Source organism: Nonomuraea sp. CA-141351, from assembly GCF_050944675.1.
Classification (GTDB): domain Bacteria; phylum Actinomycetota; class Actinomycetes; order Streptosporangiales; family Streptosporangiaceae; genus Nonomuraea.
Genome location: NZ_CP191982.1, coordinates 4,500,381 through 4,521,369, shown reverse-complemented (window position 1 = coordinate 4,521,369; position 20,989 = coordinate 4,500,381). Strand labels below are relative to the sequence as shown.

The 20,989-nt window shown below is 70.1% G+C and carries 18 protein-coding genes; 15 read left to right on the top strand and 3 right to left on the bottom strand.

Annotation, left to right across the window (positions count from 1 at the left end):
* Nucleotide 1: 1 nt before the first annotated feature.
* Together ACQPWU_RS21390 and ACQPWU_RS21385 are read left to right on the top strand one after the other, a co-directional pair.
* Nucleotides 2–676: a CHAP domain-containing protein gene (locus tag ACQPWU_RS21390; RefSeq protein ID WP_433442646.1), complete on the top strand. Its 675-nt coding sequence runs from the start codon at nucleotides 2–4 to the stop codon at nucleotides 674–676.
* Nucleotides 677–887: 211 nt separating this feature from the next.
* Nucleotides 888–1,571, top strand: coding sequence for a YoaK family protein (locus tag ACQPWU_RS21385; RefSeq protein WP_433442644.1), 684 nt, complete (start codon nucleotides 888–890; stop codon nucleotides 1,569–1,571).
* On the opposite strand, the gene ACQPWU_RS21380 is transcribed toward ACQPWU_RS21385, so the two are convergent.
* Nucleotides 1,566–2,378: an alpha/beta fold hydrolase gene (locus ACQPWU_RS21380; protein WP_433442642.1), complete on the bottom strand. Its 813-nt coding sequence runs from the start codon at nucleotides 2,376–2,378 to the stop codon at nucleotides 1,566–1,568. The two genes, ACQPWU_RS21385 and ACQPWU_RS21380, sit on opposite strands and share 6 nt — an antisense overlap.
* 58 nt (nucleotides 2,379–2,436) lie before the next feature.
* Here ACQPWU_RS21380 and ACQPWU_RS21375 point away from each other — a divergent pair, with 58 nt between their 5' ends.
* The 11 genes from ACQPWU_RS21375 to ACQPWU_RS21325 all read left to right on the top strand — a co-directional run bounded on the left by ACQPWU_RS21375 (nucleotide 2,437) and on the right by ACQPWU_RS21325 (nucleotide 15,056).
* Nucleotides 2,437–3,300 (top strand): LysR family transcriptional regulator, encoded by an 864-nt coding sequence (locus tag ACQPWU_RS21375; protein ID WP_433442640.1) that lies wholly within the window; start codon nucleotides 2,437–2,439, stop codon nucleotides 3,298–3,300.
* 319 nt (nucleotides 3,301–3,619) lie between these two features.
* Nucleotides 3,620–5,560 carry a serine/threonine protein kinase gene (locus ACQPWU_RS21370; protein ID WP_433442638.1) on the top strand — a complete coding sequence of 647 codons (1,941 nt, stop codon included), beginning with the start codon at nucleotides 3,620–3,622 and terminating at the stop codon, nucleotides 5,558–5,560.
* Between the two features lie 259 nt (nucleotides 5,561–5,819).
* On the top strand, nucleotides 5,820–6,260 hold the full coding sequence (locus ACQPWU_RS21365; protein WP_433442636.1) for a YciI family protein: 441 nt from the start codon (nucleotides 5,820–5,822) through the stop codon (nucleotides 6,258–6,260).
* Nucleotides 6,261–6,311: 51 nt separating this feature from the next.
* A complete protein-coding gene (locus ACQPWU_RS21360; RefSeq protein ID WP_433445259.1) occupies nucleotides 6,312–7,559 on the top strand; it encodes an RNA polymerase sigma factor in 1,248 nt (415 codons plus the stop codon).
* Between the two features lie 64 nt (nucleotides 7,560–7,623).
* Nucleotides 7,624–8,061 carry a hypothetical protein gene (locus ACQPWU_RS21355; RefSeq protein ID WP_433442634.1) on the top strand — a complete coding sequence of 146 codons (438 nt, stop codon included), beginning with the start codon at nucleotides 7,624–7,626 and terminating at the stop codon, nucleotides 8,059–8,061.
* Nucleotides 8,062–8,486: 425 nt separating this feature from the next.
* Nucleotides 8,487–9,830: an ABC transporter substrate-binding protein gene (locus tag ACQPWU_RS21350; protein ID WP_433442632.1), complete on the top strand. Its 1,344-nt coding sequence runs from the start codon at nucleotides 8,487–8,489 to the stop codon at nucleotides 9,828–9,830.
* A 58-nt stretch (nucleotides 9,831–9,888) separates the two neighbouring features.
* A complete protein-coding gene (locus ACQPWU_RS21345; protein WP_433442630.1) occupies nucleotides 9,889–10,839 on the top strand; it encodes a carbohydrate ABC transporter permease in 951 nt (316 codons plus the stop codon).
* The gene (locus tag ACQPWU_RS21340) at nucleotides 10,836–11,666 is read left to right on the top strand and encodes a carbohydrate ABC transporter permease (RefSeq protein WP_433442628.1); all 831 of its coding nucleotides are present in this window, start codon (nucleotides 10,836–10,838) and stop codon (nucleotides 11,664–11,666) included. Before ACQPWU_RS21345 ends, ACQPWU_RS21340 begins: the two co-directional genes overlap by 4 nt.
* Nucleotides 11,663–13,072 carry a GH1 family beta-glucosidase gene (locus ACQPWU_RS21335; RefSeq protein WP_433442626.1) on the top strand — a complete coding sequence of 470 codons (1,410 nt, stop codon included), beginning with the start codon at nucleotides 11,663–11,665 and terminating at the stop codon, nucleotides 13,070–13,072. The genes ACQPWU_RS21340 and ACQPWU_RS21335 overlap by 4 nt, the downstream gene beginning before the upstream one ends.
* Nucleotides 13,053–14,051, top strand: a complete 999-nt coding sequence (locus ACQPWU_RS21330) for a LacI family DNA-binding transcriptional regulator (protein WP_433442624.1) — start codon at nucleotides 13,053–13,055, stop codon at nucleotides 14,049–14,051. The genes ACQPWU_RS21335 and ACQPWU_RS21330 overlap by 20 nt, the downstream gene beginning before the upstream one ends.
* 9 nt (nucleotides 14,052–14,060) lie before the next feature.
* A complete protein-coding gene (locus tag ACQPWU_RS21325) occupies nucleotides 14,061–15,056 on the top strand; it encodes a phosphotransferase family protein (protein ID WP_433442622.1) in 996 nt (331 codons plus the stop codon).
* Here the strand turns inward: ACQPWU_RS21325 and ACQPWU_RS21320 are convergent.
* Nucleotides 15,000–17,210 (bottom strand): M64 family metallopeptidase, encoded by a 2,211-nt coding sequence (locus ACQPWU_RS21320; RefSeq protein ID WP_433442620.1) that lies wholly within the window; start codon nucleotides 17,208–17,210, stop codon nucleotides 15,000–15,002. The two genes, ACQPWU_RS21325 and ACQPWU_RS21320, sit on opposite strands and share 57 nt — an antisense overlap.
* 39 nt (nucleotides 17,211–17,249) lie before the next feature.
* A complete protein-coding gene (locus ACQPWU_RS21315; RefSeq protein ID WP_433442618.1) occupies nucleotides 17,250–18,101 on the bottom strand; it encodes an anti-sigma factor in 852 nt (283 codons plus the stop codon).
* 115 nt (nucleotides 18,102–18,216) lie between these two features.
* On the opposite strand from ACQPWU_RS21315, the gene ACQPWU_RS21310 reads away from it, so the two are divergent.
* Nucleotides 18,217–19,413, top strand: coding sequence for an FAD-dependent oxidoreductase (locus ACQPWU_RS21310; RefSeq protein WP_433442616.1), 1,197 nt, complete (start codon nucleotides 18,217–18,219; stop codon nucleotides 19,411–19,413).
* A 112-nt stretch (nucleotides 19,414–19,525) separates the two neighbouring features.
* A complete protein-coding gene (locus ACQPWU_RS21305; protein WP_433442614.1) occupies nucleotides 19,526–20,863 on the top strand; it encodes a class II 3-deoxy-7-phosphoheptulonate synthase in 1,338 nt (445 codons plus the stop codon).
* Nucleotides 20,864–20,989 lie beyond the last annotated feature (126 nt).

Genomic DNA, 20,989 nt, shown 5'->3' with positions numbered 1-20,989 from the left:
GATGGCCAAGTTCCGCATTACCGCTGCCACGAAGACCAACATCGTCCGAGCCGCGCTCGGCGCGACCGTCCTGGCCTCCGGGCTCGGCGCCCACATGACCGCGGCCTCCGCCGCGGACAAGCAGCCGGCCACCGCAGCCACTCACGACAACGACCGTGCCAAGTCCCGGGAAACCAAGATCAACGTCACCGCCTCCCAGGTCCTGGCGCTCGCCAAGTCCCAGGTCGGCACCTCCGAGAACGCCTACGGCGGCGGCACCCCGTACCAGAAGTGGTACGCCAACTCACAGCGCGCCGCGGAGACCATCGCCCGTGACGGCGGCAGCCGGGCCGACTACGTGAACGCCGCCTGGTGCTCGATGTTCGTCTCCTGGGTCGGCGAGCAGACCGGCGCCCGCCCGCAGGTCGGCTGGGACGCCTACACCGTCGCCCACGCCAAGTGGTTCGCGGCCAACCACCGCTTCGGCACTGTCGCCAAGCCCGGCGCGGTCGTGTTCTTCTCCTGGAGCGGCAGCAAGAGCCTCGACGACATCCAGCACGTCGGGTTCGTCGAGAAGGACAACGGCGACGGCACCATCTCGACCGTCGAAGGCAACACCGGCAACGGCAAGGTCGAAGAGCGCGTGCGTCCGAAGTCCCAGGTCGTCGGCTACGGCTACCCGCAGTACGCCGGCTGACCCTGTTGCGCTAGACGAGCGCGCGTCCCGAAAGGGGCGCGCGCTCTTCGCATTCCACCGGCGAGGCGGGTCAGGCGCAGGCCGGATGAGCGGCCCGCCACCTGGGAAGACCCGAGGGAAGCAGGCTCGCGGGAAGAGCCACGCGCGAACCTCGCCAAGGAGCCGCCATGAGACCCAGCCCACGCCCAGGAGCCGTCGTCTCGAAGCAGCCATGAAGGGCGGGCTCCAGTGGGTCGCCGACGGGTTGTTCCCCCGCGGCGGAAACCCACACGGCCTCCTGCCCGCCCTGCTGATCCTCCTGGCCATGGTCACCGGAATCGTGGACGCCGTCAGCTACCTCGGCCTGGGCCGCGTCTTCGTGGCCAACATGACCGGCAACATCGTCTTCCTGGGCTTCGCCCTGGTTGGCGGAGGAGACCTGTCGAAATGGGCCCCTCCCCTGTCCCTCGCCTGCTTCGGGACCGGAGCGTGGAGCGCCGGCCTGCTGACCAGGCAGGTGGGGAACGCGCGGCGGGCGTTCACCATCGCCACCACCGTGCACGCGGTCCTCGTCGCGGCCGGCCTCGTAGTGGCCCTCACGGCCGGACACCACACCGCCGGGGCCAGGGCGGCGCTCATCGCGCTGCTCGCGTGCGGCATGGGCCTGCAGAACGCGTCCGTACGCGCGCTGGGCGTACCCGACCTGGTCACCAACGTCCTCACCACCACCCTGACGGGCCTGGCCGCCGACACCCCCGGGCGGGCGGCCTTCCGCCGGTTCGCCTCCGTCGCGGCGATGTTCCTCGGCGCGCTCGCCGGCGCCACGCTGCACCTGAACATCGGCCCCGCAGCCGCGCTGACGCTCGCCCTGGTCCTGCTCGCGATCGTCGCCCTCGCAGCCCGCGGGCGCTCATGAGAGGAAGAAATCCGCCAGAGCCCGCGCGACCCCCGCCGGGTCGTTCTCCATCGGGATGTGCCCGGCCCCGGGAATGCGCACGAGCGTGCTGTTCGGGATCTCGGCCACGAAGCGCTCGGCGTACCGGACCTCCTGGAACGTGTCGTCCTCGCCCCACACCAGCAGCTTCGGCGTCTCATCGGCCTTCAGCGCGGGCACCAGGTCCAGCGTGTAGCGGCTGTCGGCCGCGCCCGCCAGGGCCATCCAGGACCGGCCGACCCGCAGGTCGTGCCACGGCTCCAGGTAGCCGGCCAGCTCCGCCTCGGAGGCCGGCCGAGCCAGCGCGGTCGTGACGGCCTTGCGGCGCGCGGCCAGCAACTCCTCCACGGTCGTGGCCGCCACCACAGCGGGATCCCGGTAACGGGCCACCCCGGGCACCGGCCAGGAGTCGTACGTGACCGAATTGACCAGAGCCAGCCGCCGTACCTCCGACTCGACCAGCAGATGCTGCGCGACCGCGCCCCCGATGTCGTGCCCCGCCACCAGCAGCGGCGCCTGCGCACCCACCGCGGCCGCGAACCGCCCCACCCACGCCGCCAGCGCGGGCACCGCCGCCGTCTCCCCTGTGAGCTCCCCCTCGGAACGCCCCAGCCCCGGCAGATCGACCGCCACAGGCCGCAGCCCCGCCGCCGCCAGAGTGTTGATCACCGGCTCCCAGACCCGGCTCCAATACGTGCCGTGCAGCAGCAACACCACCGGGCCCCGCTCGCCCGCCGTCAGATAACTGGCCATGCGGCCGTCGACTTCGATCGTCATTCGCTCGGACATGGCATAACCATGATGTTCTGCCCCACCTATGGTCAAATACCAACTAAGGTATGTCGGCATGACATTGGCGCAGCTCAGGGTGCTGGTCGCGGTCGCCGAGCACGGCGGCTTCACCACCGCGGCCGACCACACCGGCATGTCCCAGCCCGCCGTCAGCCGCGCAATCGCCACCCTGGAGCGCGAGCTCGGCGCCGCCCTGTTCGTACGCCACCGCGACGGCATCGCCCTCACCGAAGCCGGCCAGGCAGCGCTCGCCCGAGCCCGCGAGACCCTGCGCCACTTCGACCTCATCCGCGCCGACGTGGCCGCCGCCGCCGGCCAGATCACCGGCGAGCTGCGCCTGGCCAGCCTCCCCAGCGCCACCGGCACGCTCGTCGCCAAGCTCCTGCGCGCCTTCACCGACCGCTACCCGCAGGTACGGGTCCGCCTGTTCGAGGGCGTGGACGACGACATCCGCGAATGGCTGCACCGCGGCGCCGCAGAGGTGGGCGTCGTCACCCTCCCCGCCCCCGGCCTGCACACCGTCCACCTCAGCACCCACGACATGGTGGCCGTGATGCCCGCCGGCCACCCCCTGACCGCCCGCCCGGCCATCGCCCTCGCCGACCTGGCAGGCCGGCCGTTCATCCTGACCACCGCCGGCTGCCGCCCGCTGATCATGGGCGCGGCGCTGGCCGCCCAGGTCCAGTTCGACATCGCCTTCGAAGCCAGCGGCCCCGCCGCCATCCTGGAGATGGTGGCCGCAGGGCTGGGCGTCAGCATCGTCCCCACGCTGGGCCTGCCCGCCGACCTGGGCGCCGTCGTCACGCGACCCCTCGAGCCGGGGATGACCCGCTCCCTGGCCCTGGCCGTTCGCTCGCTGGCCGATTGTGCCCCGACGGCCCGGGCCTTTCTCGACCAGCTCGCCGCCTTTACATCGTAGATTCCGTACGGAGCCGCACCTCCTGGAGGACGACCCGGCGGACGCTCACCGCTCTGACCCGCCTGCAAGCCCTGCCCTGACCAGCCACCCCACGGCCAGGAAGGGAACACCCGCGGGCCGGTGGAACCCCGCCCACCCGGCGCGACAGCCGGGCTGGTATGCGGGCCCACAGCACGGATTTCAACCTTCAGCCGGACCGTTCAACCGACCGAGCCAAGATCACGAAAGAGATCGAGGTTTAGGCGAAACTCGTGATGCTGGTGTGAGGATTTTGTTTGAATGTGGCGCGGAATCATGATCTGCCACTGGAAGGGTGCTTGTGGACCCCGTCCGACCGGACCGCCCGCCGCGGGTGGGCAGCAACACCATCATCGAGACGATCGGCGAAGGACCGCGTGGTGCCGTCTACCTCGGACAGGAAGCGGAAGAGTCCTCGCCGCGCGTGATCAAGCTGCTGGCGCCGGAGGCGGGGCAGGACGCGGACGTCGTCCAGCGCCTGAGGTCGCTGAACCGCGTGTCCAGCTCCTATGTCGCGCGGGTGCTCGACGCGGGGGTGTGGGAGGGGCGGCCGTACGTCGTCAGGGAGCACGTGGCGGGGCGCAGCCTCGCCGAACTCGTCGCAGCCGAGGGGCCACTGCCGGACGACGCGCTGGAGCGGGTCGCGGTCGGCGTCCTCACGGCGCTGATCGCGATGCATCTGAAGGGCCTGGCGCACGGCGGACTGACCCCGCACAACGTCATCCTCGCCCCGGACGGGCCCAAGGTCACCGATATGGCGGCCGGACCGCCCGCGGGCGAACTCGGCTACCGCTCACCGGAGCAGCTCAACGGAGAGGTGTACGGGCCGTACTCGGATGTCTTCTCCTGGGCGGCGGTCGTCGTCTTCGCGGCCGCCGGTCGGCCTCCCTTCGGACATGACCCGCAGACCGTGATGAACGCCGCACCGGACCTGGGCCATCTACCGGAGCCGATACGGGGTGTCGTGGCGTCCGCCCTGGCCAAGCCGGTCGCGCAGCGGCCGACAGCGCAGGCCGCGCTGCTGCGGCTGCTCGGCGAGGCGGACAAACCGGTCCCAGCCCTGCCTACCGACGCCACGCGCCACGCGAACCCGCCCATCCCGTCCGCCTATCCGCCCGCACACATGTCCGGCCCGTCCGCCGGGCGGGTGTCGCCCGGTGAGGGGGCGGCGTGGCCGCATCCAGGCCATGGCGAGGCGCCTCCTCGAGGGGCGCCCGTTCGGCCCGGAAGCGGGTCCCCTGCCTCGGCGGGAACAGCCGTGCCGCCCGGGCCGCCCGTGCCGCACCCGACCGCTTCGTCCGGGCAGACGCCGACCCCGCCGTCCTGGGGGCCGCGTGTGGCGGGCCCGCAGGCGTCCGCGCGCTCGCAGCCTGCGCGTCCCGGCGCCGAACGGCCATCCCGGTCCTTTCCTGTCTTGCTGGTCGCGGCGGTGGCGGTGGTCGTTCTCCTGTCCGGGGTAGGACTCTGGGGGGCCAGCAAGTACGCCGAGCAGCAGCCGTTGCGGCCCGCCGCGGCAACCATGCCCGGTACGTCGTCCACCCCCGCGCCGGTCGGCACCGGCGAGCCGCCGATCTCCTCATCCCAGCCCGAAGCGACCGTCCCCTGGGCCGGAACTCCCGACCCCCAGGACACGGCGCCACTGCCGTTCGAGGTGCCGACCGAGCCGACCGCGGGTCCGGTGCCCGAGCTGACCACCGTGCCCACGCCGCCGCCGGTGCCGACCCAGCCGGTCCCGCAGCCCACCGTGACGGTCACCAAGCAAGCGACCGTCACGCCGTCCCCGACCACCTCGGCCGCCAGCAAGCAGCAGGACTCGCCCAAGCCCACGAAAACTCAGCAAAAACCCACCGAGGAGCCGGAGCCCGCACACTCCACGACCTCGGCCCGGCCGCCGTCGAAGACGCCTCCCCCAGAGGTTCCCGCCGGCGGGCGGCCCATGAACATCAGCACGAACTACGCCTGGGCCAGAGGATCGGTGTCCTGGAACGGGACCGTGGCGACCGCGAACGGCCAACTGCAGGACACCATGCAATACGAGTCGCATTCCTGGGTGCGCATCGCGTACAAGGCGTACGTCTCGGGTGCGTGGAAGGTGCGCTACGCCCAGCCCGATCCGTACGTCAACGTCTCGAACGGACAGTCCGCGAACATTTCGTTCTCGATGAACGGTCCCGTCAAGGACGTGCAATGGGACCTGTGCTCCCGCCGGCTTGAGAAGACGTTCTGCACGGGGTGGAGCTGACGCGATTGCGCCTGCCGGAACCTCATCCACCAGTTCAAGCGGCCTGCGAGTATTCGCGGCGAAGGCTCCCCGAGCAGTCCTCCGGCGGCCGTACCGGGCTTGTGCTTCAGGTGACAGCTATCGCGCTTTGGCACAACGTTCCGGACCGCGTCGCGGCCCGGCTCTTCGCCGAATAAATTCTCCGGTACGTGTCGATCCCGCCCTTCGCCGTTCGACGCGTTCAACGAGACCGATACGAGCGACAGGGAGACGGACACCGATGAAGTTCATGATCGTGGGCAAGGCGAACGCGGAGACCGAGGCCGCGGTACTGCCCAGCCAGGAACTCGTGGACGACATGCACGCCTACAACGAGTCGCTGGCCAAGGCGGGGGTGCTGCTGGCGGCCGAAGGGCTATACCCGAGCTCGCAGGGCGCGCAGATCGCCTACAGCGGCGGCAAGGCGAAGGTGGTCGACGGGCCGTTCACCGAGGCCAAGGAGCTCATCGCCGGCTTCTGGCTGATCCAGGTGAAGTCACGGGAAGAGGCGATCGAGTGGGCCATGCGGGTGCCGGTGCCCCCAGGGCATGAGGGGGTCGGGCTGGACGTGTGGCGGGTGTTCGACGCCTCGGACGTACCGGACGACTCGTTGCCGGCGGAGGAGCGGGAGCACGAGGAGGCGCTGCGCGAACGCCTCGGAGTCGACCAGCCTGACGCCTGACCCCGAGGCGGGTTGCCATCGGCGGCTTCGTGCTGCTCTCATGGGCCGGTGATGGCTTCCGGCACCGACCCCCAGGGCGTTCACCGGTCGATCGAGGCGGTGTGGCGGATCGAGGCCGCCCGGCTCATCGCCGGGCTGGCTCGGTTCATGCGTGACGTCGGCCTGGCCGAGGAGCTGGCGCAGGACGCGCTGGTCGCCGCCCTGGAGCAGTGGCCGGAGGCGGGCGTGCCCCGCAACCCGGGCGCCTGGCTGATGACCGTGGCGAAGCGCCGCGCCATCGACATGATCCGCAGGACTGAACGCCTCGAGCGCAACCTGATCGAGCTCGGCCACCGCCTCGACACCGAGGAGGACCTCCCCGAGGTGGACGAGATCGAGGACGACCTCCTGCGCCTGGTGTTCACGGCCTGCCATCCGGCGCTCTCCATGGAGGCACGGGTGGCCCTGACCCTGCGCGTGCTCGGCGGCCTGACCACCGACGAGATAGCCCGGGCCTTCCTGGTCTCGGAGCCGACGGTGGCGCAGCGGATCGTCCGGGCCAAGCGGACCCTGGCCGACAAGAAGGTCCCCTTCGAGGTGCCCCAGGCCTCCGAGTTGCCGGCCCGCCTGGTGTCCGTCCTCGAGGTCATCTACCTCATCTTCAACGAAGGCTACGCGGCGACCGCCGGGGACGACTGGATGCGTCCCGCCCTGTGCGAGGACGCCCTCAGGCTGGGCCGGGTCCTGGCGGGCCTGATGCCCGCCGAGGCCGAGGTCCACGGCCTCGTCGCCCTCATGGAGATCCAGGCCTCCAGATCCGCCGCCCGGGTGAGCCCGTCAGGCGAGCCGATCCTCCTCCTGGAGCAGAACAGGGCCCGCTGGGACCAGTTGCTCATCCGGCGCGGCCTGGCCGCCCTCGAACAGGCCGAGAAGCTGAGTGGCGAGCCCGGCCCGTACGCCCTCCAGGCCGCCATCGCCGCCTGCCACGCCAGGGCCGTCACCCCCGAGGACACCGACTGGGAGCGCATCGCGAGCCTGTACGAGGCGCTGGCCAAGCTGTCCCGCTCCCCCGTCGTCGAGCTCAACCGGGCGGTGGCCCTCGCCATGGCCTACGGCCCAGCAGCCGGCCTCCAGCTCCTGGACCAGATCGTGGACGAGCCCTCGCTCAGGGACTACCACCTGCTGCCGAGCGTACGGGGAGACCTGCTCTTCAAGCTGGGCCGGCGGGAGGAGGCCCGCGCCGAGTTCGAGCGGGCGGCCGCGCTGACCCGCAACGCCCGCGAACGCACCCTCCTCCAGGAACGCGCCGCCGCCTGCTAGAGGCCCAGCGCGGCGGCGCACCGCTCGTCCAGCCAGCCGCTGGACGCGTTCTACGTCACGCGCGATGGTCCACGGCCGTGACCGCAAGGTGGTCGAAGCCTTCGCCACGGCACTGTCCCAGCAGCGCGACGAACACGCTCCGAAGTACTATGAATACACCTACAGCATGTCCGCGCCCGAAGTGCGGCGCCTCCTGGAGGAGATCATGACGTCCACGGACTGGCCCGTCTACAGCCCCTTCGCCCGCGAACACTTCGGCCGCGGCCTCGCGGAAGGCAAAGCAAAAGGTAAAGCAGAAGGCAAGGCAGAGGGCAAGTCGGAAGAAGCAGTCAAAATGCTCCTGCTGGTGCTGGACGCCCGCGGTCTTGACGTCCCAGAAGACACGCGCGCCCGCATCACCACCTGCACCGACCTTGCCCAACTCGAAACCTGGACCACCCGCGCGGCAACCGCCCGGGCCCTCCAGGACCTGTTCGACGAGCCCGGCGGACAGCGTTCTTAAGACAAGCACCACCAGCTCACGATGGACTCCAGCAGGCCCACCCGGCGGTAACCGTGCAACGGGTGGGCGCCTGGCGAGCGGTCGGCCCACATCCCCCTGGAGCTCTCCAACGCCCCCCGGACAGCGGTTCTCACTGGCAGTGTGACCGGGAGAAAGCGTGGTGGGTGCGGGTGACATGCCCTTGATGCGACACAAAAGATGTCTCTTGAGGTGGGAGCGCTCCCAGGAAGCTCTTTGCGAAGTATAACGCTATAAATCCCATTTCACGGTCACAAACCGCCCCATTGGTAACGGTTGCGTTTCGGTGGATTGACGTGCAGACCACCTAAGTGCACCCTTTGTGGGAGCGCTCCCAAAGACTCCCACCGCGGCGGAGCGCGTGCCGCGGTGCACTCCCCCAACATTCACCCGAGAAGGGGTCCACCATGATGATCAGCAGGCGTCGCGGCGGTCTTGCCGCGGCCTCGGCCCTGGCCGCGGCGGCGCTGACCGTCGCGTCCTGTAGCTCAGGCAGCACCGGTACGGGTTCGAGCAGCGCTCCCGCCTCCTCGGCGGCGGCCGAACCGGTCACCATCCGAGTGCAGACGTTCGGCGGCGGCTCGAACTTCGGCTACAAGAACGCCATCGAGAAGTGGAACGCCGAGCACAAGGACATCCAGATCAAGGAAGAGCACCTCACCGACCAGTTCGAGCAGCAGTACTGGCCCCAGATGATCCAGTGGCTGCAGGCCGGCAACGGCGCGGGCGACGTGGTCGGCATCGACGAGGGCGGCATGGGCCTGGCCAAGGCGCACCCCGAATGGTGGGTCGACCTCAAGGAGTACGGCCTGGAGTCCCGCAAGGCGGACTTCCCCGCGTGGAAGTGGGAGAACGGCGTCACGGCCGACGGCAAGGTGTTCGGCCTGGGCACCGACATCGGCGGCATGAGCCTCTGCTACCGCAAGGACCTGTTCAAGAAGGCCGGGCTGCCCACCGACCGTGAGAAGGTCAGCGCGCTCTGGCCGACCTGGGACGAGTTCATGAACGTCGGCAAGACGTTCCAGTCCAAGGTCAAGGACACCAAGTTCACCGACGGCACGAACACGCTGTACCAGGTCGTCCTCTACCAGGAGGCGGCCAAGAACGGCAACGTGACGTACTTCGACAAGGACAACAACCTCATCGTCGACAAGAACCCGGCGGTGAAGGCGGGCTTCGACTTCGCCACGAAGATGAGCCAGCAGGGCCTGACCGCCAAGCTGCGCAACTTCACCGACGAGTGGGCGGCGGGCACCCAGAAGGGCGCGTTCGCCACGGTCGGCTGCCCGTCCTGGATGCTCGGCGTGGTCAGCGGCAACGCCGGCGACGGTGGCAAGGGCAAGTGGGACGTGGCCTCGGTGCCGGGCGGCGGCGGCAACTGGGGCGGCTCCTGGGTGGCCGTGCCCAAGCAGTCGAAGCACCCGAAGGAGGCCGCGATGGTCGCCGACTACCTGACCAACGCGCAGACCGAGGCGAGCATCTTCACGGACTTCGGCAACATGCCGAGCAACACGAAGGCTCAGCAGGACCCGGCCGTGCAGGGCGCGAAGAACGAGTTCTTCAACGACGCCCCCATCGGTGAGATCTTCGCCAAGTCCGCCTCTAGCCTGCAGCCCGTCTTCCTCGGCGTGAAGCACGCCCAGGTCAAGAACGCCATCGAGTCCGTCATCCAGGGCATGGACGACGGCTCCGTCCCGTACGACAAGGCCTGGCAGCAGCTGGTCGACGACGCGGTGAAGGCCGCGGGTTAGTCTCCCCCGCCCGGCCCGCCAGCAGCGGGCCGGGCTTGTTGCCGCCGAAAGGTCTGCTATGAGCTTCGATCCGCGGGCGGCGCGGAACAGTCATCGCCGCGCCCGCCCGCCCGGACACCGCATGCGTTCCCGGCTGGACGTCAAAGCGATGCCGTACGCCCTGGTGTCCCCGTATTTCTTGCTGTTCGCCGCCTTCGGGCTGTTCCCGTTGGCCTTCACCCTCTACTACTCGCTCTACGACTACGACCTGGCCGGGACCGTCGAATGGACCGGGCTGGGCAACTACACCGCGCTGCTGGCCGATGAGGACTTCTGGAACGCCGTGGTCAACACGGTCTGCATCTTCCTCATCGCCACCGTCCCCCAGATGCTGCTCGCGCTGCTCCTGGCCAACGCGCTGAACAAGCGGTTCAAGTTCCGCCTGCCGATCCGCATGAGCGTGCTGCTGCCGCTCGTCACGTCGGTGGTCGCGGTCGCGGTGGTGTTCACGCAGCTGTACGCCCGCGACTGGGGCCTGGTGAACTGGGCCCTGAGCTGGTTCGGCGTGGACAAGACGAACTGGCGGGCCGAGCGCATCCCGTCGTGGATCGCCATCGCCACCATGGTCGACTGGCGCTGGACCGGCTACAACGCGATCATCTTCCTGGCCGGCATGCAGACGATCCCCAAGGACCTGTACGAGGCCGCCGCGATCGACGGCGCGTCCCGGCGCAGGCAGTTCTGGCAGATCACGCTGCCGATGCTGCGCCCGACCATGATCTTCGTGGTGCTCAACTCCACGATCGGCGGCCTGACGCTGTTCTCCGAGCCGACCACGTTCTACAACGGCAACGTCGACGGCGGGTCGCAGGGGCAGTTCCAGACGGTGGCCATGTTCATCGTCAAGCAGGGCTTCCGCGAGTTCGACTACGGCTACGCCGCGGCGGCCGCCTGGCTGCTGTTCCTGCTCATTCTCATCGGAGCGGCGATCAACTTCCTGGTCGTGCACCGGATCGGGGGCAAGAAATGAACAACTTCTCCCCGACCCTCTTCACCAGGGTCATGCTGGGCGTCGCGGTCGTGCTGTCGGCCTTCCCGCTGTACTGGATGCTGGTCATAGCCTCCCGTACGAACGCCGACGCGGTCGCGGTGCCGCCGCCGTTCCTGCCGGGCGGGAACCTGGGCGACAACATCGTCGCGGTGCTCAACAACGAGGACGCCAAGTTCCTGCTGGGCCTGACGAACTCGTTCCTCGTGTCCAGCATCGTCACCGTCTCCGTGGTGATCATCTCGACGCTGGCCGGCTTCGCGTTCGCGAACCTGAGCTTCAAGGGCAGGAACGTCCTGCTGGTGCTCGTGCTGCTGACGATGGCGGTCCCGCTGCAGCAGATGGGCGTGGTCCCGCTCTACCGGCTCATGGTGAGCCTGGAGTGGACCGGCACGCTCAAGGCGGTCATCCTGCCGTACCTGCTCAACGGTTTCGGCGTGTTCCTGATGACGCAGTACACGCGGCAGGCCGTGCCGATGGAGCTGGTCGAGGCGGCCAGGGTCGACGGCGCCGCCACGCTGCGGATCTGGTGGAACGTCGTCCTGCCCGCCGTGCGCCCCGGCATGGCGGTGCTCGGCATCAACACGTTCATGCTCATGTGGAACGACTTCATGTGGCCGCTGATCGTGCTGACCCCGGACAACCCCACCGTGCAGATCGCGATCACCTCGCTCAACGCCAGGTTCTCCACGAACTACACACTGATCTTCGCGGGGACAGCGCTGTCCATCATCCCCCTCATCGCAGTATTCGTCGCATTCGGCCGGCAAATCGTCGGCGGTCTCATGGAAGGTGCGGTCAAGGCGTGACGACACAAGAGGAACAGACGCGTGCCGGGCTGCGCTTCCCTGCGGGCTTCGCGTGGGGTGCGGCGACCTCGGCGTACCAGATCGAAGGGGCGGTCGCGGAAGACGGGCGCGGCGTCTCCATCTGGGACACGTTCACCAAGACGCCGGGGCGGGTGCTCAACGGCCACAACGCGGACGTGGCCATCGACCACTACCACCGCTTCCGGGAAGATGTCGGGATCATGGCGGACCTGGGCCTGTCGGCCTACCGCTTCTCGGTCTCCTGGCCCCGCATCCAGCCGACCGGTTCAGGCAAGGTCAACCAGAAGGGCCTGGACTTCTACAAGCGGCTCCTCGACGAGCTGCGCGCGCACGCCATCGACCCCTGGCTGACCCTCTACCACTGGGACCTGCCCCAGGAGCTGGAGGACAAGGGCGGCTGGCCCAACCGTGACACGGCCTACCGGTTCGCCGAGTACGCCGGGGCCGTGCACGAGGCGCTGAAGGACCACGTGCACACCTTCAGCACCGTGAACGAGCCGTGGTGCGCCGCGTTCCTCGGCTACGCCTCGGGCGAGCACGCCCCCGGCAGGCGTGAGCCGCAGAACGCGATCAGGGGCGCGCACCACCTCAACCTGGCGCACGGGCTGGCCGTCCAGGCGATGGACGCCAGGCGGGTCGGCGGCTGCGTGAACCTGTACGCGGTCACGCCCGCCACCGACAGCCCGGAGGACCTGGAGGCGGCCCGGCGCATCGACGGGCTGCAGAACAGGTTCTTCCTGGACGCGCTGCTCAGCGGGCGCTACCCGGAGGACGTGCTGGCCGACCTCCCCGTCGAGGTCGACTTCATCGAGCCGGGCGACATGAAGACCATCTCCGCCCCCATCGACGTGCTGCTCGTCAACTACTACAGCCGCTTCACGGTCTCGGGAGCACCAGGCGGCAAGCAGTCGGCGGCGGCGGCCCCCACGGACACGGCCTCGCCGTGGGTCGGCAGCGAGCACGTCTCGTTCGTCAGCGCCGGCCTTCCGGTGACCGCGATGGGCTGGGAGATCGACGAGAGCGGCCTGGTGGAGGTCCTCACGAGGGTGGCGCGGGAGTACCCGCCGATCCCCATGGTGGTCTCCGAGAACGGCGCCGCCTTCGAGGACGTGCTCGAGGACGGCAGGATTCACGACAGCGAGCGGCAGGCGTACGTGGAGGCGCACCTCGGCGCCTGCAAGGAGGCCATCGAGGCCGGCGTGCCCCTGGAGGGCTATTTCGCCTGGTCACTGATGGACAACTTCGAGTGGGCGTGGGGCTACGGCAAGCGATTCGGCCTGGTGCGCGTGGACTTCGAGACCCAGGAACGGCTGCTCAAGGACAGCGCGCTCTGGTACTCGGAGATCATCCGGCAGAATAGGCGCCATGAACCGACCGACTCTTGAGGCAGTAGCGGCTCGGGCCGGTGTTGGCCGGGGCACAGTGTCGAGAGTCATCAATGGCTCGCCGAACGTCAGCGCCAGGGCCCGCGAGGCCGTGGAGCTGGCCATCCGCGAGCTGGGCTACGTGCCCAACCGTGCGGCACGCGCCCTGGTGACGCGCCGCACGGACGCTGTCGCCCTGGTGGTGTCCGAGTCGCAGCTGCGGGTGTTCGACGACCCGTTCTTCGCGGGCACCATCCGCGGCATCGGGTCGGCGCTCTCGGAGACCGGGCTGCAGCTCATCCTGGCGATGGCCCGCACCACCGAGGAGTACGACCGGCTGGAGCACTACCTGACCGGGCAGCACGTCGACGGCGTGCTGCTGCTGTCGCTGCACGGCGCCGACCCACTGCCGGGCCGGCTGGAGGAGATGGGCGTGCCGACCGTGCTCGGCGGCCGCCCCGTCGGCCTCGACCCCTACAGCTACGTCGACATGGACAACAGGGCAGGGGCCCGGCAGGCGGTCAAACACCTGCTGGGCCTCGGCCGCACCTGCATCGCCACCATCGCCGGTCACCAGGACATGGGCGTGGGCGTCGACCGCTTGGCGGGCTACCGCGACGCGCTGCTGCCCGCCGGGCTGCCGGAGCTGGTGGTGTACGGCGACTTCTCGGAGGAGAGCGGCTCCGCGGCCATGACCGAGCTGCTGGCGTCACACCCCGAGCTCGACGCGGTGTTCGCCGCGTCCGACCCGATGGCGCTGGGCGCGATGCGCGTGCTCAAGGCGTCGGGCCGGTCGATCCCGGAGGATGTGGCCGTGATCGGGTTCGACGACTCCAAGGCCGCGCTGCACGCCGACCCGCCGCTGACCACCGTCCACCAGCCGACCGAGCAGATGGGCCGGCAGATGGCGCAGCTGCTGGTGGCCCGCATCAACGGCGAGGAGCTGCGGCAGCCCGTCGTGATCCTCGACACCCACCTCGTACGCAGGCAGTCCGCATGAGAGGTCTCCGTGGACAGTAGGACGAAGCGCCGGTTATCCGACGCCGAGCTCGACGCCCTGGTCCGGCGCGCGCTGGGCACGGGGGTGACGGCCTCCACCGAGCTGACCGACGGCTACGCCAACGCCGTCTGGCGGCTGAAGCTGGACGACGGGCGCGAGGTGGTGCTCAAGCTGTCGCCGCCGCCCGACCTCGACCAGCTCAGCTACGAGCGGAACCTGCTGCGCATGGAGGCCGCCGCCTACGAGCTGGCGGCGCAGGCCGGCGTGCCGGTGGCGGCGCTGCTGCGCGCCGAGTTCGACGACCCGGTGCTGGGCGGCGACTACCTGCTGCTCAGCGCGCTCGACGGGGTGTCGTGGAACGACGTCAAGCCCGAGGGCGAGGACGCGCTGCGCCGGGAGCTGGGCCGCCACCTGGCCATGTTCAACGCGGTGACCGGCGAGGTGTTCGGCTACCCGCACGCCGGGATCGTGGGCACCACCTGGCGGGAGGCGTTCCTGGCGATGGTCGGGGCGCTGGTCGGCGACACCGACCGCTACCCGACGCCGCTGCCGCGCCCGGCCGGAGAGATCATGGCCGTGGTCGAGGCGGCGTCGCCCGTGCTCGACGAGGTGACGACGCCGCGGCTCGTGCACTTCGACGTGTGGCAGGGCAACGTCTTCCTCGACCTCAGCGGCCCGCCGCGGATCCAGGCCATCATCGACCACGAGCGGGCCTTCTGGGGCGATCCGCTCGCGGAGTTCGTCACGCCGACGATCTTCGGTGAGCTGACGGAGGACGATCCGCTGCTGGCGGGCTACCGCGAGGTGACGCCGCTGGAGCTCACTCCGGCGGCGCGCACCCGGCTCGATCTCTACCGCGCCTACCTCTACCTGATCCTGCTGGTGGAGAACGGCCCCCGGCAGTACCCGGAGGACGAGTACGCCAGGCTCCGCGACGCCGCGTTCGGCTCACTGGCCGGCGTGCTCGACCGCCTCGTACGCTCCTCCCCTGGCTCCCGCGGGTAGCTTGACGCACGGCCCGGTGCCCTCGTTGGGGACGCCGAGGTCCACGGGCTGCTCGCCGGTGCAGACCAGAGCGCCCCTGACCGTCGTGCCCGACAGGATCGGCGCCGTGTTTCCGGCCAGCAGCGCGGCGCCGCGCAGGTCGGCGCCGACGACGGTCAGCGCCTTGGCGCCGCGGACGCTGAGCGCGCCGGTGACCGACGCCTTGAGCAGGTGTACGGAAGCGGGCTCGGCCGCGGTCAGCGTGCCGGTGATCCGCCCGCCGGTGACCACCAGCGACGCCCCCGGCTTGACCGTCACGGGGCCGGTGACCTCGGCGCCGTCGAGGCAGGTGACCCCGCCGGCGACGGTGAGCGGGCCGCGGTGCGTGCCGGTGACCGTGCTGGTGCAGGCGGGTGGCGGCGCGATGGTGGTGACGGTGAAGCTCTTCGCCCCGCCGTAGTTCCCGGCGGCGTCGATGGAGCGGTACTCGATGGTGTGCCGGCCGCGCGGCAGCTTGCCGTACACGAGGGAGTCGATGACCGTGCCCTCCTCGGTGAACGTCCACGGCAGCTCCGACGACGTGGGCCAGCCGAAGTAGTTGAACCAGCCGTCGCCGTCCACCCTGGACTCCGAGACCACGTAGCCGTCGCGGTCGTCCTCGCCGGTGAGCCGCATGGAGAACGGGCCGTTGTAGACGTAGGTGTCGCCGGACCTGGCGAGCGGCTCGGACAGCTCGTACCGGGTCGTGGGCCGGTCGGCGTCGACCTGCCAGGTGAGGGTCTTGCCGCCGAGGGTCGCGGTGAGGGTGTGGGTGCCCGGCTTCAGCTCCAGCTCGCCCAGGTCGAGGTCGGGGCCGGTGCCCGCGCGCCTGCCGTCCAGGGCCCAGGAGATCTCGGGGACGGTCGCGGCCGGGTGGGTGGTCTCCACGTACGCGACGTCGGCGCGGCCGAGCGGCCGGTCCGTGGGCGTGGAGGAGACGACGGCGGGCTCGACGCCGTCCGGCGGCGTGGTCAGCGACGTGTCCACGGTCCAGGTGCGCGGCCTGGTGATGGCCGCCCTGACGGCCGGATCCCTGACGAACCCGGTCGGGTCCGAGACGGTGACGGTGACCGTGTGGGTTCCCGGGGTGAGGCCCAGGGTGCGCAGGTCCAGTGTCTGCTCGTGGGTCTGGAGGTCCTTGCCGTCCACGTTCCAGGTGATCGCGAGCGCGTGGCCGACGGGGCGCATCGGCTCGGCCCACAGCACCCGGTCGGCGCCGACGGGCCGCTCGCCGGGCGTGGCGTCCTGGATGACCATGGTCTTGGCGGTGATGCGCTGGACCATGACCTCGCGGCTGATCTGGTCGTAGTAGTAGCCGAGGGTCTTCATCATCGAGTGCCGGCTGGGCCGCCAGACGCCGCTCGTGTAGTACATGCCGCCCTCGTAGCGGCCGACGGGGCCACCCGACTCGCTGGGCTCGCCCAGCCAGGGCCACCACTTCTTCTGCTGGTCCTTCATCTGCTGCTCGGTCAGGAGCGTGTGGTGGGCGCTGGACGGCTCGGGCCCGGTGTAGGCGCCGCCGGGGACGCCGCGCTGGTAGTAGTCGTACTCGTCCTGCAGACCGCCCAGGGAGTGGCCCAGCTCGTGCGGGCTGATCAGGGCGGACATGCTGTTGCTGCCCGAGGCGGTGGCGTACGAGCCGCCCGCGCCGCCGTACGTGCCGCTGTTGCCCAGCGCGAGGATCTGCCGGTTGCCGGACGAGATGCCGGTGACCAGGTCGGCGTAGCGGGTGGCGGCGGCGTTGTCCATGGTGATCAGGCGCTGGACGCTGTTCGGGTTGCAGCGGCCCCAGAAGCCCATGCCGAGCGGTGTCGTCTTCCTCGGCGCGTCCAGCCCCGGGTCGCAGCTGATGCCCGACTCGCCCGAGACGATGTCGACGCGGTAGACGTTGATGTAGTTCCGGTACGTCTTGAACGGCTCTATCGACCACATCACGTTGAGGTGCCGGTCGACGTCGGCCCGGAATTCGGCCTGTTCCGCTTCGGTGTAGCCGTCGCCCATGACGATCAGGTTGAACCTCTTGGACGGGGCGCCCGTGACCTGCACGGGCACCACGGTGGCCGCGCCCGGCTCGGCGATCGCTGAGGGGGTGTGTAACAGGGCAGCGGCCAGCACCAGGGCCGCGAATATACGCATGCCCTGCACTATCGCCGATCATGGCCGCACGACCAAGGGTCAGGCCTCGGGAAGATCGGCCAGGAGGATGGGCCGGGTCGTCGGTTTCCCGGAACCGGACGCGGGCTCGACCGTCAGCGCCACCTGGTCGTCCCCTCGCTCCGGTGTGACCAGCAGAGGCGTGGTCAGCCCGTCCCCGGCGCGGTCCAGCATCCCGGCGGGGCGCGGGCCGTCGTGGCCCATCAGCCAGAGCTCGTACCCCTGGGATCCGGGCAGTTCGGGCAGGCCGGATGAGGTGAACACCATGCGTCCCCTGGATCGGGAGATCACGACCGTGCCCGTACCGCCTGAGGTGACGGGCCGGCGTACCGTCTCGGCGTCGGGCGCGGCCAGCACGGCGATCACCTCCTCGTTCCTCGAGGCCAGGTCGCCCAGATCGCGGCGGGCGTCGATGGCGACCGCGCCGAGCGCGACCGCGGCCGCCGCGGCCACCGCCGCCAGGCCCGCCATCACCCTGGCCCGGCCGCGCCTCAGCGGCACGACCCGGCCACCCTCGAGCGCCGCGGCGGGCTGCTGCGGCTCGAGCGGGATCCGGATCGTCGGCGGATTCGCGGAGCCGGGCGCCGGCTCCCGGGGACGCCAGATGGTGGGGCTGTCGTCGGGCGCCTGCGCCGGCCGGACGCCGGGACGCCGCGACTCGTGCGCGGCGGCGAGCAGGCGCCGGCGGAGCGTTGCGGGCGGCGGCTCGGCCACCGCCTCCGCCAGCCTGGCCGCCGTCTCCCGCAGGAGCCGCACCTCGGCTCCGCACACCTGGCACGCCGGCAGGTGCTCCTCGAACGCCACCCACTCGGCGTACGACAGTGCGTGCACGGCGTAGGCGCCAGAGAGGGTGTGGAGTTCGTCGGTCATCATCCACTCCCTTGTGAGAGGCGGCTCACGCATGTACTTCGGCCGCTCGGGCATGTCGGATGGCTGTGGGGGTTGCTCTTTTCTCATGACGTGAGACCATCTCATCGGGTGATGAATTATGCAGTGTGTAATCGCGGGAGGCGGCCCGGCAGGCGCGATGCTCGCGCTGCTGCTGGCCAGGGCAGGTGTCGAGGTGACGCTGCTGGAGAAGCACGGCGACTTCCTCCGTGACTTCCGGGGCGATACGATCCATCCGTCCACGCTGCAGGTGCTCGACGAGCTCGGGCTGGCCGAGGAGTTCCTGAAGATCCCGCACAGGAGGGCGTACGGCCTCAGCATGGTGACCGACGCCGGGGACATCAGCCTGGCGAGCCTGCGCGGGATGCCTGGCAAGTACGACTACATCGCGTGGGTCCCGCAATGGGACTTCCTCAAGCTCATCACCTCGGCCGCCGGCAGGTACCCCGGTTTCCGGCTGCTCATGAACTCCGAGGCGTACGACCTGATCCGCGAGGGCCGGACGGTGCGCGGGCTGCGTTACCGGGACGAGTCCGGCGAGCACGAGATCAGGGCCGACCTGACGATCGCCGCCGACGGGCGGCACTCGACCCTGCGCGAACGGGCGGGGCTCGTCCCCGAGGAGCTCGGCGCGCCGATGGACGTGGTGTGGTTCCGGCTGCCCAGGCACCCGTCCGACCGCGACGACGCGTTCCTGCGGATCTCCAGCGGTCGCATGATGGTCGCGATCAACAGGGAGAGCTACTGGCAGCTCGCGTACCTGATCCCCAAGGGCGGGTTCGACGAGCTGGTACGCCAGGGGATCGTGGCGCTCCGCGAGCCGGTGGCCTCGTTGCTGCCGTGGCTGGCCGACCGGATCGGGCAGATCGGGAGCTACGACGACGTCAGCGTGCTCACGGTCGTGATCAACCGGCTGCACCGCTGGCACCGGCCCGGGTTCCTGTGCATCGGGGACGCCGCGCACGCCATGTCACCGGTGTTCGGGGTGGGGATCAACCTGGCGGTGCAGGACGCGGTCGCCGCCGCCAACCTCCTGGCGGGCTCGCTCAGATCCGGCGCGCCGATCCCCGAGTCGACCCTGCACCTGCTGCAGAAGCGGCGGATGCTGCCCACCAGGATCACGCAGGCGACCCAGCGGGTGGTCCAGAACCTGGTGATCAAGAAGGCACTGAGACGCGAGTTCGACCCGTCGCGGCTGCCGCGCGATCTCACGAGGATCCCGCTGGTGAACCGGATGGCGCGGCGGTTCATCGGGCTGGGAGTCCGGCCGGAGCACGTGAGGGTGCCGGAGGCCTGAGATCGCATGCTCGGGTTCGGCCGGAAAAGCACGTTCTTTCACGCCCGGGTGGATGCCAAAACGTGGACAACACGGTCGGCAGGGCGGAGCCAGTGGATTACCCTCGTATCTCGTGAGCAGCAATCTCGTGGATCTCGATTCCTGGCGAGCCCTCCCCGCGGCGCAGCAGCCAGACTGGCCCGACCGCGGCGAGCTCGACAAGGTCGTCGCCGAGCTGGGCGGCCTGCCCCCACTGGTCTTCGCCGGCGAATGTGACCAGCTCAAGGAGCAGCTGGCCGCCGTCGCCCGCGGCGAGGCCTTCGTCCTGCAGGGCGGCGACTGCGCGGAGACCTTCTCCGGCGCCACCGCCGACAACGTGCGCAACAAGCTCAAGACGCTGCTGCAGATGGCGATCGTGCTGACGTACGCGGGCAAGGTGCCGGTGGTGAAGATCGGCCGGGTCGCGGGCCAGTTCGCCAAGCCGCGCTCCAAGGGCACCGAGACCCGCGACGGGATCGAGCTGCCGGCCTACCGGGGCGACATGGTCAACGGGTTCGACTTCACCGCCGAGGCGCGCAGGCCCGATCCGTGGCGGCTGCTCAAGGCGTACCACTCCTCGGCCGTGACGCTCAACCTCGCGCGCGCGTTCACCAAGGGCGGCTACGCGGACCTGCGCCAGGTGCACGCCTGGAACCAGGACTTCGTGGCCGAGTCGCCCGCGGGGCGCCGCTACGAGCAGCTTGCCAGGGAGATCGACCAGGCCCTCGCGTTCATGCGGGCCTGCGGGGCCGATCCCGAGGAGTTCCACACCGTGGAGTTCTACTCCTCGCACGAGGCGCTGATCCTCGACTACGACAGGGCGCTCACCCGGATCGACTCGCGTACGGGCCGGCCGTACGACGTGTCGGCGCACATGGTCTGGATCGGCGAGCGCACCCGTCAGCTCGACGGGGCGCACGTCGACTTCTTCTCCAAGATCCGCAACCCGATCGGCGTCAAGCTCGGGCCCGGCACGACGCCCGAAGAGGCGCTCGGGCTCATCGACAAGCTCAACCCGAGCAACGAGGCGGGGCGGCTCACGTTCATCACCCGGATGGGGGCCTCCAAGATCCGCGAGAGCCTGCCGTCCCTGGTCAAGGAGGTCACGGCCACAGGGGCGCGGGTGGCCTGGATCTGCGACCCGATGCACGGCAACACGTTCGAGGCGCCCAGCGGGCACAAGACGCGGCGGCTCGACGACGTGCTGGACGAGGTCGCGGGCTTCTTCGAGGTGCACCGGTCGCTGGGGACGCATCCCGGCGGGATCCACATCGAGTTCACCGGCGACGACGTGACGGAGTGCGTGGGGGGCGGGCACGAGATCGTGGAGGACGACCTCGCCACCCGGTACGAGACGGCCTGCGACCCCCGGCTCAACCGCGGCCAGTCCCTCGACCTCGCCTTCCGGGTCGCCGAGCTCTACCGCGGCTGACCCCGGCCGCCCCGAGCGGACCACCCACCGCTCGGGGCGAGCACCGTCGCACAGGGCGAGAGCCGCGGCGGCACTCCGAGCCGGATTCCACCGCAACGGCGCGCCGTCCCAAGACGGGACGGACGC